Source organism: Streptomyces sp. NBRC 109706, from assembly GCF_000974485.1.
Classification (GTDB): Bacteria; Actinomycetota; Actinomycetes; order Streptomycetales; family Streptomycetaceae; genus Streptomyces.
In genome coordinates this window covers 91,872-104,613 of the sequence record NZ_BBOM01000004.1, presented here as the reverse complement: position 1 = coordinate 104,613, position 12,742 = coordinate 91,872, and the positions used below count along the sequence as shown (strand labels likewise).

Below are 12,742 nucleotides of genomic sequence, written 5' to 3'. Positions count from 1 at the left end.
GACCGCCGGGGTTTCCCGTTCGGCGACCCGACAGCGATAGCGTGTGGGGGACCCACAATCTGGTTTTCCTCCGGAGGATCGCCCATGGCAACCACACGCACCGCGACGACCAACTGGGAAGGCTCCCTGATGGAGGGGGCCGGCAAGGTGAACCTGGACTCGTCCGGGCTCGGCACCTTCGAGCTCACCTGGCCGTCCCGCGCGGAGGCTCCCGAGGGGCGCACCAGCCCCGAGGAGCTGATCGCCGCCGCGCACTCGGCGTGCTTCTCGATGGCGCTCTCGCACGGCCTGGCCGGCGCCGGCACCCCGCCGGAGTCGGTGCACACCGAGGCCGACGTCACCTTCCAGCCGGGGCAGGGCATCACCGGCATCGTGCTGAAGGTCAAGGCCCGCGTCCCCGGGCTGACGGCGGAGGGCTTCCAGGAGGCCGCCGCCGGCGCCAAGGAGAACTGCCCGGTGAGCAAGGCGCTGGCCGGCGCCCCCATCACCCTTGAGGCCGAACTCCTCAGCTGAGCACCGCGTTCGGGGCCCCCGCCACCCCTCCGTCAGGGGCGGCGGGGGCCCCGCCGTGTCGTGCGGCCGGAGGGATTCGAACCCTCACGCGCTCAGAGCGCACTGGGACCTAAACCCAGCATGACTGCCAGTTCCATCACGGCCGCGCACCCGGGTGATTCTACCGGCCGCGCCGGCCGCGGCCCCCTGCCCCGAGTTGACGGGGAACGTCCCGTTCGGTGCCCCTCAGCCGCCCAGAACCCGGGTGACGGTGTGGATCACCAGCCCGGCGAGCGCGCCGATCACGGTGCCGTTGAGCCGGATGAACTGCAGGTCACGGCCGATATGCAGCTCGATCTTGCGGGATGTGGTGGGCGCGTCCCAGGCCGCGACGGTGTCCGTGATCAGCGAGGTGATCTGCGAACGGTAGCCGGAGACCACATGGATGGTGGCGTCGGCGACCCACCCGTCCAGCTTGGCGCGCAGCCGCTCGTCCGACGCCAGCCGCGCGCCGACGCCGAGCACCGCCGCGCGGGCGCGCAGCCGCAGCTCGCTGCGCTCGTCCTCGGCGGCGGTGAGCACCATGGAGCGCAGCGTGCCCCAGGTGGAGGCGATCAGCTCCCGCACCTCCGGCCTGGCCAGGAAGTCCCGCTTCAGGCGCTCCACCCGCTCCCTGGTCTCCGGATCGTGCTGCAACTGCTGTGCGAAATCGGCCAGGAACCGGTCGACCGTCGACCGCGCGGCGTGGTCGGGCTGCTGCCGCGCCTCCGAGACGAACCGCAGCAGCTCCCGGTAGACCCGCTCGCCCACCCGACGGTCCACGAAGCGCGGCGTCCAGCCGGGCGAGCCGCCGGCCACCGCGTCCAGCACCGCGTCCCGGTGCCGGGTGAGCCAGCTGTGCGAGGCGTCCAACACCAGGTCGACCAGCCGGCGATGCCCCTCGTCGGCGATGGTCTTCTCCAGCAGCCGGCCCAGCGCCGGCGCGATCTCCGTCTCCCCGGCCCGCCGGGTGATCGACTCGGCCAGCACCTCCTGAACGTCCGCGTCGCGCAGCACCGTGAGGCCGCCGCGCACCGCCGTCGCCAACTCGGCGGTGACCCGGTCGGCGTTGTCCGGCTCCGCCAGCCAGTCGCCGAGCCGCTGCCCCAGCTCGACGGAGCGCAGCTTGTCCCTGACCACCTGTTCGGAGAGAAAGTTCTCCCCGACGAACTCCCCCAACGACTCGCCGAGTTGGTCCTTCTTGGTGGGGATGATCGCGGTGTGCGGGATGGGCAGGCCCAGCGGGTGGCGGAAGAGCGCCGTCACCGCGAACCAGTCGGCCAGCGCACCCACCATGCCGGCCTCGGCCGCCGCCGCCACATAGCCGGCCCAGGGGCCGGCGCCGCTGTGCTCCGCCCAGGTGGCCAGCGCGTAGACCACGGCGACCAGCACCAGCAGCCCGGTGGCCACGCCCTTCATCCGGCGCAGACCGCGCCGCTTCAGCTCGTCGGCCGGGGTGAGCGTGCCGAGCGGCCCCGGGTTCCTGCCGGCTCCCGCCCCCTCGGCCCCTTCGTCCGCCGTGGATTCCTGCGTCCGAATCGTCATCCGCTCCCTCCGCGTCCGCCGTGCGCGACGGTGAGCACCCGGCGCGTCGTTCCCCCCGCATTGTGGCGGGTGGCGCGCCCGCTGTGGGCCCGGTGTGGCCCGGCCCACCCCGGGACGGTGCGCCCGCCCGGGTGACGCATGGGATCATCGACGGGTGGGAGAGGTCAGCAGGCGAGGGCTTTTCGGCCTACTCGCGGGTGCACTTGTGGTCCTGCTGGGGGTGGCGCTGGCCATCGGTACGGGGCGGGGAGAACGGGTCGAGATCGCCGCGCCCGCGCCCACGCCGGCGCCGAACGTGGTGCCGGCGACGCAGGGCGGCTGGGTCGGCACCTGGTCCGCCCCGCCGACCGGCGCCGAGCCGGGCACCAGGGACGGCCTGGCCGACCAGACGATCAGAAACGTGGTGCGCACCTCGGTGGGCGGCAGCGGGGTGCGGATCGAGCTGTCGAACCGCTACGGCACCGCGCCCGTCACGTTCACCGGCGTCACCGTCGCGCTGTCGTCGGCGCTCGGCGGTCCCGCGGCCCACCAGGGCACCATGCACCGGGTGACGTTCGGCGACAGCACCCGGGTGACCATACCGCCCGGCGGATCCGCGATCAGCGACGCGACGCCGCTGGAGACGCCCGACGCGGCCGATCTGCTGGTCTCGCTCTACACGCCCGAGGCGTCGGGCCCGGTCACCTACCACCGGATGGCGCAGCAGCCTGGCTATCTCGCCGCCGGCGACCGCAGCGGCCAGCTCTCCGGGACCGACTTCACCCGGTCGGCCGACGTCTGGCGCTATCTCACCGGCGTGCAGGTGTTCACCTCCCGCGCCGACGGCGCCGTGGTGGTGATGGGCGACTCCCTCACCGACGGCATCACCTCGACGCCGGGCGCCAACCGCCGCTGGACGGACTTCCTCGCGAGCCGGCTCCGCGCGGAGCCCGACATGCCGGAACTCGCGGTGCTCAACCAGGGCATCAGCGGCAACCGACTGCTCAGGGACGGCGCCCCCGACCGGCTCTACAACGGCATCAGCGGACTGCGGCGGCTCGGTCTCGACGCCCTTCCGCAGCCCGGCGCCAGCACCCTGGTCCTGCAGCTGGGCATCAACGACATCCTGCTCGAACCCCGGGTCACCGATCCGGCGGTGCTGGTGCGGGGCCTGCGCCAGGCGGCCGAGGAGGCCAGGGCCCAGGGGCTGCGGGTGCTGGGCAGCACGCTGGCCCCGTTCGGCGGGCACCGTGGCTGGACGCCGGAGGCGGAGGCGGTGCGTCAACAGGTCAACCAGGAGATCAGGGCCGGCGGGATCTTCGACGCGGTCATCGATCTGGACGCGGCGCTCAGCGATCCGACCGCCCCTCAGCTGCTGCTGTCCGACTACGACTCGGGCGACGGGCTGCACCCCAACGACCACGGCTTCCGGGCCATGGCCGACGCCGTCGAACTGTCCGACCTGCTGGTGACCGAGGCGGACGCCCAGGCGCTCTGAGCTGCCCCGAGGACCGCGCGGCGCCCGCGAACGACCCGCGCGGGAGGGCACGTACGCGGGGCTAACGGGTGAGTCGGCGCCCCCGTCCGGGGGACAGCGGACGCGCCGGCGGTATGGCCGACCCCGGCACATCGTTACGCACGGTGCGAGAGTGGTTACCCCCCACAGTGCCTCAGCATGGCAGCAAGGCAGATCAACGTACCGCACCAGGTCGTGACGAGGGCCCCATGAGCGACGACAGCCCGCCCACCAGCAGCGACGACTCCGCCGCCGACCCGCCCCGCCCCGGTCGGTGGCCCGGCTGGGCGCCTCGCCCGGCCGGCGTCCCACCGGCGCGCCCACGCACCGGGCTGCGCCGGCTGCTGCCCGGCTGGCGCCTGGCGCTGGTGACGGCCGGCGTCGGCACGGTGGTCCTGATCGGCGCGCTGATCACCGGCTATCTGCTGGTGGAGATCCCCGAACCCAAGTCGGCGGCGGCGGCCCAGAGCAATGTCTATCTCTACGCGGACGGCAGCCAGTTGGCCAGGGTCGGCGAGATCGACCGGGAGAACGTGCCGCTCGCCGAGGTGCCCGAGCACGTCAGAAACGCCGTGCTGGCCGCCGAGGACCGCGACTTCTACCACGATCCCCCGGTGGACGTCTCCGCGATGGTGCGGGCCGGCTGGAACATGCTGCGCGGCGGCGGTCGGCAGTCCGGATCGACCATCACCCAGCAGTATGTGAAGAACTACTACCTCGATCAGCGACAGACCGTAACCCGAAAGGTCAAGGAGCTTTTTATCGCGGTCAAGCTCGATCGCGAGGTGAGCAAGGACGAAATCCTGGAGGGCTACCTCAACACCAGCTACTTCGGCCGCAACGCCTATGGCATCCAGGCTGCCGCACACGCCTACTACGGAAAGCCCGCCAAGGAGCTGACCGAGGCCGAGGGCGCCTATCTGGCCGCGCTGCTCAACTCCCCCAACGCCTACGACGTCCGCAGCAACCCGCAGAACCACGACCGGGCGGTGGCCCGTTGGGAGTACGTGCTGGACGGGATGGTCTCCGAGGGCTGGCTCGACGAACGGGACCGCGCCGGCCTCGACTTCCCCGAGCCCAACGAGGCGAACGTCTCCGCCGGGCTCGACGGCGAACGCGGCTATCTGGTGGAGGCGGTGCGCGCCTACCTCGCCGAGAACGACATCGTCGACGAGGACCAACTGGGCGGCGGCGGCTACCGGATCACCACCACCATCCAGCCCGAACGACAGCGCGCCCTCACCCAGGCGGTCGACGAACAGCTGGAGAGCGCGCTGAGCGAGGACCGCGAACGGGACGCCTGGGTGCGCGCCGGCGCGACCTCCGTCGACACCGGGACGGGGCATGTGGTCGCCATGTACGGCGGCCGGGACTATGTCGACCAGTATGTGAACAACGCGACCCGCAGGGACTACCAGGCCGCGTCCACCTTCAAGCCGTTCGTCTACGCCGCCGCGCTGGAGAACGACTCCCGCACCCACAAGGGCGAGCTGATCGGCCCGTCCACCGAGTACGACGGGAAGAGCGGCCGCGAGGTGGTCGGCCGCGACGGCCGGGGCACCGGCTGGTCCCCGGAGAACGAGCAGAACCGTTCCTACGGCACCGTCAAGGTCAGCGAGGGGATGGACAAGTCCATCAACGCGGTCTTCGCGCAGATGGGCGTCGACGTCGGCGCCGAGCTGGTCGCGGAGACCGCCGTCGCCCTCGGCCTGCCCGAGTCCACCCCGGGGCTGACGGAGGCCGACGCCTCCATCTCGCTCGGCACCGCGACACCCAGCACCCTGGACCTGGCCGGCGCCTACGCCACGCTCGCCCGGCACGGCGAGCACCGCCCGGTGGTGCTGGTCTCCGAGATCACCAGGGACGGCGAACCGCTGGAGCTGCCCGGGTCCGAGACCCGCCAGGTGATCTCCCGGGAGGCGGCCGACGGTACGACCGCGATGCTGGAGGCCGTGGTGCGCGGCGGCACCGGAACGGCGGCGGCCAGCGCCGGCCGGCCGGCCGCCGGCAAGACCGGCACGGCGGAGAACGACAGGGCCGCCTGGTTCGCCGGCTTCACCCCCGAACTGGCCACCGTGGTCGCCGTCTTCGGCCAGGACCCGGAGACCGGCGCCCAACGCGAGCTGTACGGCGCGGCCGGGCTTGAACGGATCAGCGGCGGCGGCTTCCCGGCCCGCATCTGGGGCCAGTACACCAGGGCGGCGCTGGAGGGCGAGCCGGCCACCGCCTTCGAGCTGCGGGAGCCGGAACGCCGCGAACACAGCGACGAGGACCAGGATTCGGACGACGCCGACGACGCGGACGACACCGAAGACACCGACAGCACCGACAGCACCGACAGCCCGGACGCGTCGACCGGACCGGGCACCGGCGAGGGCGGCACCCCGTCCTCGTCGCCCTCGTCGCCGAACACCCCGGACGAGGGGGCGAGCGACCGTCCGACGCCCTCGACGGGCCAGCCGTCCGGAAGCGAGAGCGCCCCGCCCGGCGGGGACGACAACCCGCCACCGCTCGCCGTCGAGGCGGCGGCCGAGGGAACGGGAGCCGAGGAGGAGCCGACGGCCGGGCCGACGACCGAACCCGCCACCGAGCCGACACCAGGGCCCGGGTCCGACGAGGACCTTGCCCAGAAGCCGGAGGTCTAGAGGTAGAGCCCGGTGGAGTCGTCTGAGCCCTGGAGCCGTTCGGCGGCCACCGCGTGCACATCGCGCTCGCGCATCAGCACGTACATCACGCCGCGCACCTCGACCTCGGCGCGGTCCTCGGGGTCGTAGAGCACCCGGTCCCCGGGCTCGACGGTGCGGACGTTCTGCCCGACGGCGACCACCTCGGCCCAGCTGAGCCGCCGGCCGACCTGGGCGGTCGCTGGGATGACGATGCCGCCGGTGGACCGGCGCTCACCCTCGGCGCTCTCGACCTTGACCAACACCCGGTCGTGCAGCATGCGGATGGGCAGTTTGTCGTGGGTGGGATGCGAACTCACAAGGCGACCGTATCTCAGGGTCGACGCCGGCCGACTACCGGCGTCGACGACGGGAGGAGAGGACCAGCAGCCCGGTGACGGCGACGGCCAGCGCGGCGACCGGGATCACCCGGTCCAGACGGGGCCCGCCCTCCGCCGAGACCAGCTGCGCGCGGACGTTCTCGGCGCCCCGGGAGACCGCGAAGGCGGCCTTGCCGACGGTGCGGTCGACGGCACCGGCGGCGCGCGCCTTGGCGTCGCCGACGATCGTACTGGGGTGCACCCGGACCGCGATCTCGTCGAGGGTCACGGCGAGGCTCTCGCGCCGGCGGGCGATCCGCTCCTCGATCTCCGCTGCTGTCCTGGCTGCTTCCGGCACCTTGCTGCCTCCATCGTCCACACGGGTGTCAACGGCCCTTGGGTTACGGCACAGTGTGTCAGCTCCACCGGGGCGATGCCTGTCGGATCCCCCGATTAGGCTGGGTGGCGCACAATCCTTCTGGAAGCCGTTGGAAGCCGGCGAAACCCGCCGGAACACATCGGCGCCCCGTGGGAACACCTCGACCCGACCGGTGCCGAAACACTGAGGAGCCGCGCCATGAGTGAGCGTCTGCAACCCGGGGACGTCGCCCCCGCGTTCACCCTTCCCGACGCCGACGGAAAGCCGGTCTCGCTGGCGGACCACGCCGGCCGCAAGGTCATCGTGTACTTCTACCCGGCCGCGCTCACCCCCGGCTGCACCAAGCAGGCGTGCGACTTCACGGACAATCTCGACCTGTTGGCCGACGCCGGCTACGACGTGATCGGGGTCTCCCCCGACAAGCCGGAGAAGCTGGCCAAGTTCCGTGGCAAGGAGGATCTTCGGGTCACCCTCGTCAGCGACCCGGAGAAGGCCACGCTGGAGGCGTACGGCGCCTTCGGCGAGAAGAAGCTGTACGGCAGGACGGTCACCGGCGTGATCCGCTCCACGGTGATCGTGGACGAGGAGGGCCGGGTCGCCAGGGCGCTGTACAACGTGCGGGCCACGGGCCATGTGGCCAAGCTGATCAAGGATCTGGACCTCTAAGGAGTCGTGCGGCGTGTCGATGCGAAAGCCGATCAAGTCCTGGCTGACCGACATGGATGGGGTGCTCATCCACGAGGGGGTGCCGATCCCGGGCGCCGAGGAGTTCATCCGGCGGCTGCGGGATTCCGGCATGCCGTTCCTGGTGCTGACCAACAACTCCATCTACACCAGGCGTGACCTCCAGGCGCGGCTGGCCCGGATGGGCCTTGAGGTCCCGGTGGACGCCATCTGGACGTCGGCCCTGGCCACCGCCCAGTTCCTGGACGACCAGCGCCCCGGCGGCTCCGCCTTTGTGATCGGCGAGGCGGGGCTGACCACCGCGCTGCACGACGTGGGCTATGTGCTGAGCGATGTGTCCCCGGACTATGTGGTGCTCGGCGAGACGAGGACCTACAGCTTCGAGGCGCTGACCAAGGCGATCCGGCTGATCAACGGCGGCGCCAGGTTCATCGCGACCAACCCGGACCACACCGGACCGTCCGCCGAGGGCGCGCTGCCGGCCACCGGCTCCGTCGCCGCGCTGATCACCAAGGCGACGGGCCGCGATCCGTACTTCGTGGGCAAGCCCAACCCGCTGATGATGCGCACCGGGCTCAACATGATCGGCGCCCATTCGGAGACCAGCGCGATGGTCGGCGACCGGATGGACACCGATGTGCTGGCCGGTCTTGAGGCCGGGATGGAGACGTTCCTGGTGTTGACGGGGCTGACGGAGCCGGGCGAGATCGACCGGTTCCCGTTCCGGCCCTCGGTGGTGGTGGATTCGATCGCCGATCTGGTGGACCGCATCTGAGCCGCCGACAGGCGCGAACTCTCCCCCGAGCGGCCCAAGGCGGGCCGGCAGCGGATGCGGTGGGCGACGCCCCGGGAGACCTTCGACGGGTAGCCACCCCGGAGGTTCGACATGGGCATCACCCGCTCTCTTCCGCTCACCCTCTGCGCGGCGGCGGCCGTGGCGGCCACCGTCGGCGTCACGCCGGCGGGCGCCGCCGACGGCCGGCCGGCGGAGGGCGGTACGGTCCTCGTCACCCCGGTGGCGCCGCTCCCCGGCGATGAGGTAGCTCTCTGGGTGCCGGACTGCGCCGGCGACTCGGGCACCGCCGTCTCCGCCGCGTTCGCCGCCGAGGTGCGGCTCTCTCCCACGGGCACCGGCGGCGGGCTCTACGGCGAGGCGCTGATCAGCTCCACCACCCCGCCGGGGGACCATCCCGTGCAGGTGACCTGTGGCCATCCGGACGGGGCGCTGACGGGACTGGTCTCGGTCGGCGGCGGTGAGCCGACCACCTGGGCGGACAGCGTCGGCGGCGGCGACGAACCGGGCACCTTCGGCGAGCCGGGCACCTTCGGCGACCATGGCGAGGGTCCGGGCCATGGCGATCCGTGCCACCGGGGCGGTCGGGAGTCGCACCGGCCCGAACCCCCGGAGCGGCCGGGCCACGAGAAGCCCGAGAAGCCGGGACATGAGAAGCCGGGGCATGACAGACCAGGTCACGAGAGGCCCGAGAAGCCCGAGAAACCGGAGCACGAGCGGGGTGGCGCGGGTGGCGGCGGGGACCGCTGCGAGCGCGGTGGCGGGCATCGGCCGGACGGGCCGACCGGGCCGGTGCGCGCCGGTGGCGGTGGCGCGGCCGGCGCCGAGCCGCTGACCGCCGAGGGGTTCAGGCCCTCGGGTCTCGCGGTGCTGGCCGGCGGTGGCGCGGTAACGGTGCTCGCCGTGCGGCGGCTGCGGTCGCGCGTCCGAGCCTCCCGGTGAGCCGCCCCTGGCACGGCGCCCGGCCGCCCGGGGTGCTGACCCCGCTGCTGGTGTGGACCCTGGTGCTGAGCGTGTTCTGGTTCTGGGGACGGGAGTTGACCGGTGGCCCCGGACTGCCCTGGCTGGCGTTCCACGACCGGCAGGAGGAGGTGCGGAGCGCCGAGGGGCCGTCGGGCGCGGTGGCGCCGCTCCCCGGTGACGCGCCGCCGCGCACCGTCCGGATCGACTCCGTCGGCGTCGCGGCCGAGGTGCTGCCCCGTGGCCTGGACGAGGACGGCGGGGTCGAGCCGCCGCCGTTCGACGCGGCCGATGCGGTCGGCTGGTGGGCGGGCGGCGCGACGCCGGGCGCCGTCGGGGCCGCCGTGCTGGTCGGCCATGTGGACACCGAGAGCGCGCCGGCGGTGTTCCACGCGCTGCCCGAGGTCGAGGCCGGCGACCCGGTCCTGGTGGAACGGGCGGACGGCTCGGTGGCCGTCTTCACCGTGCGGGACGTCGCGCTGGTGGAGCGCGCGGACTTCGACCCGGAGACGGTCTACGGTCCGAGCGCCCCCGGAACGGCTGAGCTGCGGCTGATCACCTGCGGCGGCGTCTACGACCGGGAGCGCGGCGGCTATTCGGCCAATGTGGTGGTCTCGGCCGATCTGACGGGCGTCGAACCCCGCGCCGGCGTCGGCTGACGCCCCAACAGCGGCCCGTCCCACAGGAGTTCGTCCCTACAGGAGTTCGCCGACGAGGGGGGCCAGCGCGCGGAACGCGAGCCCCCGGTGGCTGATGGCGTTCTTCTCCTCGGCGGTCAGCTCGGCGACCGTGCGGGTCTCGTCGACCGGCTGCAGGATCGGGTCGTAGCCGAAGCCGCCGGCACCGCTGGGGGCGTACCGCAGGGTGCCGTGCAGCCGGCCCTCGGTGACGCGTTCGGTGCCGTCGGGCAGGGCCAGCGCCGCCGCGCAGGCGAAGTTGGCGGCGCGGTGTTCCTCGGGGACGTCGGCGAGCTGGGCCAGCAGCAGATCGAGGTTGGCCTGGTCGTCGCCGTGTCGGCCGGCCCAGCGGGCGGAGAAGATGCCGGGCGCGCCGCCCAACACGTCCACGCAGAGCCCCGAGTCGTCGGCGACGGCCGGCAGTCCGCTGGCCTGGGCCAGCGCATGCGCCTTGAGCAGCGCGTTCTCGGCGAAGGTGACGCCGGTCTCCTTGACGTCGGGCACCTCGGGGAAGGCGTCGGCGCCGAGCAGTTCCAGCGCGAGCCCGGCCTGGGCCAGGATGGCGCGCAATTCGGTGATCTTGTGGGCATTGCGGGTGGCGAGAACGAGACGCTGCATGGCGGCGATTATCGACCATCGCCACCGGGGCCCGGGAGCCGGGCCGCCGGCGGCGCCTCGCCCGGCGTCAGTCGCCCGCGGCGCAGGCCGAAGTCAGCTCGCCCACCGCGTCGTTGAGCGGTGACAGGTCCGGCGCGCTGCCGGCCGGCTGTTGGGCGATGTTGTCGATCGCCTCGGCGACCGAATCGGCCGCCGCGCTGACATCGGTGTCGGAGAAGCCGTCCCGCAGCTCGTCCAGATCGTTCTGCGCGGCGTCCGCCGCGTCGGAGAAGCCGACCGGGTCGCCCGAGTCGACCGCCCGCGACAGGGCGTCCACGCTGCTGGTCACTTCCAGGGCCAACTGTGCGCAGTCCAGGGCGCGTTGGACATCGCAGCCCAGGGTGCCGAGCCCGGCGGCGCCGGCCAGCAGCGTGCCGGCGACGCCCATCCGTATGGTCTTCATCGTCCCTCTCCCCTCCCGCCGGCGGCCCCTCCGCCGGCCCTCACCTTCTACCCCTCGCTACCCCTCGGCGAGCGCCGCGCGCTGGGCCTCGGCCAGTTGGTCACAGCCGACGACGGCGAGATCCAGCAGGGCGTCCAACTCGTCCCGCCGGAACGGGGCGCCCTCGGCCGTGCCCTGCACCTCGACGAAGCCGCCGTCGCCGGTGCGGACCACGTTCATATCGGTCTCGGCGCGGACGTCCTCCTCGTAGGCGAGGTCGAGCAGCGGCACCCCGTCGACGATGCCGACGCTGACGGCGGAGACCTCGCCGGTCAGCGGCTCGTTCCTGCCCTTCACCAGCTTCTTGCGGCGCGCCCAGGCGACCGCGTCGGCCAAGGCCACATAGCTGCCGGTGATCGCGGCGGTTCTGGTGCCGCCGTCGGCCTGCAGCACATCGCAGTCCAGCACCACGGTGTTCTCGCCCAGCGCCTTGAAGTCGACGACGGCGCGCAGCGAACGGCCGATCAGCCGGGAGATCTCGTGGGTGCGGCCGCCGATCTTGCCGCGCACCGACTCCCGGTCGCCCCTGGTGTTGGTGGCGCGCGGCAGCATCGCGTACTCGGCGGTGACCCAGCCCTCCCCGCTGCCCCGACGCCAGCGGGGCACTCCCTCGGTGACGCTGGCGGTGCACAGCACCCGGGTGTCGCCGAAGGAGACCAGTACGGAGCCCTCGGCGTGCTTGCTCCAGCCGCGTTCGATTCCCACGGGGCGGAGCTGATCGGCCGTCCGGCCATCGATGCGAGACATGACGACGAGCCTAGTGCCCCGCTGCCTGCGCCGTTCCCCGGTGACAGGACGGTGGTCCGGGGCGGCGGTGTCAGAGTTCGTAGACCGCGCCGGGGCGGGCGAGTTCCACCGGTCCTTCGAAGGCGGACTTGGCGTCCCGCAGGTTCACCTGGGCGTCGGTCCACGGTGGGATATGGGTGAGCACCAGCCGCTGGGCGCCGGCCCGTTGGGCGCACTCGCCGGCCTGCAGTCCGTTGAGGTGCACCCCGGGGGCGTCCTCCTTGCCGTGGATGAAGGACGCCTCGCAGAGGAACAGGTCGGTGTCGGCGGCGAGTTCGGTGAGCGCGCCGCAGCTGCCGGTGTCGCCCGAGTAGCACAGCGACCGGCCGTCGTGTTCGATCCGGAACCCGTAGGTCTCCACCGGGTGGGCCACCCGCGCGGAGCGCAGGGTCAGCGGCCCCAGGGCCAGCGTGGTGTCGGCCTTGAGGGTGTGGAAGTCGAAGACCTCCCGCATGGAGGACTCGTCTGGGGTGTCGTCGTAGGCGGTGACCAGCCGCTGCTCCGTGCCGCTCGGTCCGTAGACGGGCACCGGCTCGGGTCGGCCGCCCTCGTGCCGGTAGTAGCGGGCGACGAAGTAGCCGCACATGTCGATGCAGTGGTCGGGATGGAGGTGGCTGAGCACGATGGCGTCGACGTCATAGAGCCCGCAGTACTTCTGTAGCTCGCCGAGGGCGCCATTGCCCAGGTCAAGGAGGAGCCGGTAGCCCTCGGCCTCGATGAGATAGCTGGAACAGGCCGATTCCGCGGACGGAAACGAGCCCGAACAGCCGACGACGGTGAGCTTCATATAGGGGGGAACCTCCACTGTGG

At 72.6% G+C, this 12,742-nt stretch carries 14 protein-coding genes and 1 tRNA gene; 7 read left to right on the top strand and 8 right to left on the bottom strand.

Going from position 1 to position 12,742, the window contains the following annotated elements:
• Positions 1–84 precede the first annotated feature (84 nt).
• Positions 85–513: an OsmC family protein gene (locus AOM46_RS00455; RefSeq protein WP_062203890.1), complete on the top strand. Its 429-nt coding sequence runs from the start codon at positions 85–87 to the stop codon at positions 511–513.
• Between the two features lie 61 nt (positions 514–574).
• On the opposite strand, the gene AOM46_RS00450 is transcribed toward AOM46_RS00455, so the two are convergent.
• Both AOM46_RS00450 and AOM46_RS00445 read right to left on the bottom strand, forming a co-directional pair.
• Positions 575–659, bottom strand: a tRNA-Leu gene (locus tag AOM46_RS00450).
• Between the two features lie 79 nt (positions 660–738).
• Positions 739–2,076: a DUF445 domain-containing protein gene (locus AOM46_RS00445; RefSeq protein ID WP_078856344.1), complete on the bottom strand. Its 1,338-nt coding sequence runs from the start codon at positions 2,074–2,076 to the stop codon at positions 739–741.
• A gap of 205 nt (positions 2,077–2,281) precedes the next feature.
• Here AOM46_RS00445 and AOM46_RS00440 point away from each other — a divergent pair, with 205 nt between their 5' ends.
• Together AOM46_RS00440 and AOM46_RS00435 are read left to right on the top strand one after the other, a co-directional pair.
• Complete coding sequence (locus tag AOM46_RS00440; protein ID WP_234313571.1) at positions 2,282–3,553, top strand: SGNH/GDSL hydrolase family protein; 1,272 nt, start codon at positions 2,282–2,284, stop codon at positions 3,551–3,553.
• Positions 3,554–3,780: 227 nt separating this feature from the next.
• On the top strand, positions 3,781–6,216 hold the full coding sequence (locus tag AOM46_RS00435) for a transglycosylase domain-containing protein (RefSeq protein ID WP_062203883.1): 2,436 nt from the start codon (positions 3,781–3,783) through the stop codon (positions 6,214–6,216).
• On the opposite strand, the gene AOM46_RS00430 is transcribed toward AOM46_RS00435, so the two are convergent.
• Positions 6,213–6,515 carry a co-chaperone GroES gene (locus AOM46_RS00430; protein ID WP_062206172.1) on the bottom strand — a complete coding sequence of 101 codons (303 nt, stop codon included), beginning with the start codon at positions 6,513–6,515 and terminating at the stop codon, positions 6,213–6,215. The two genes, AOM46_RS00435 and AOM46_RS00430, sit on opposite strands and share 4 nt — an antisense overlap.
• 73 nt (positions 6,516–6,588) lie before the next feature.
• Complete coding sequence (locus AOM46_RS00425) at positions 6,589–6,912, bottom strand: DUF3618 domain-containing protein (protein WP_062206169.1); 324 nt, start codon at positions 6,910–6,912, stop codon at positions 6,589–6,591.
• Between the two features lie 219 nt (positions 6,913–7,131).
• On the opposite strand from AOM46_RS00425, the gene bcp reads away from it, so the two are divergent.
• From bcp to AOM46_RS00405, 4 genes are all read left to right on the top strand, one after another.
• On the top strand, positions 7,132–7,599 hold the full coding sequence (bcp, locus tag AOM46_RS00420; RefSeq protein ID WP_062203880.1) for a thioredoxin-dependent thiol peroxidase: 468 nt from the start codon (positions 7,132–7,134) through the stop codon (positions 7,597–7,599).
• A 13-nt stretch (positions 7,600–7,612) separates the two neighbouring features.
• The gene (locus AOM46_RS00415) at positions 7,613–8,392 is read left to right on the top strand and encodes an HAD-IIA family hydrolase (RefSeq protein ID WP_062203877.1); all 780 of its coding nucleotides are present in this window, start codon (positions 7,613–7,615) and stop codon (positions 8,390–8,392) included.
• A 111-nt stretch (positions 8,393–8,503) separates the two neighbouring features.
• On the top strand, positions 8,504–9,352 hold the full coding sequence (locus AOM46_RS00410; RefSeq protein WP_062203875.1) for a hypothetical protein: 849 nt from the start codon (positions 8,504–8,506) through the stop codon (positions 9,350–9,352).
• Complete coding sequence (locus AOM46_RS00405) at positions 9,349–10,029, top strand: class F sortase (protein WP_062203872.1); 681 nt, start codon at positions 9,349–9,351, stop codon at positions 10,027–10,029. The genes AOM46_RS00410 and AOM46_RS00405 overlap by 4 nt, the downstream gene beginning before the upstream one ends.
• A gap of 36 nt (positions 10,030–10,065) precedes the next feature.
• Here the strand turns inward: AOM46_RS00405 and rdgB are convergent, their stop codons facing one another.
• The 4 genes from rdgB to AOM46_RS00385 all read right to left on the bottom strand — a co-directional run bounded on the left by rdgB (position 10,066) and on the right by AOM46_RS00385 (position 12,719).
• Positions 10,066–10,665, bottom strand: coding sequence for an RdgB/HAM1 family non-canonical purine NTP pyrophosphatase (gene rdgB / locus AOM46_RS00400; protein WP_062203869.1), 600 nt, complete (start codon positions 10,663–10,665; stop codon positions 10,066–10,068).
• Positions 10,666–10,732: 67 nt separating this feature from the next.
• On the bottom strand, positions 10,733–11,107 hold the full coding sequence (locus AOM46_RS00395; RefSeq protein ID WP_067225788.1) for a hypothetical protein: 375 nt from the start codon (positions 11,105–11,107) through the stop codon (positions 10,733–10,735).
• A 57-nt stretch (positions 11,108–11,164) separates the two neighbouring features.
• Complete coding sequence (rph, locus tag AOM46_RS00390; protein WP_062203863.1) at positions 11,165–11,893, bottom strand: ribonuclease PH; 729 nt, start codon at positions 11,891–11,893, stop codon at positions 11,165–11,167.
• 70 nt (positions 11,894–11,963) lie between these two features.
• The gene (locus tag AOM46_RS00385) at positions 11,964–12,719 is read right to left on the bottom strand and encodes an MBL fold metallo-hydrolase (protein WP_062203860.1); all 756 of its coding nucleotides are present in this window, start codon (positions 12,717–12,719) and stop codon (positions 11,964–11,966) included.
• Positions 12,720–12,742 lie beyond the last annotated feature (23 nt).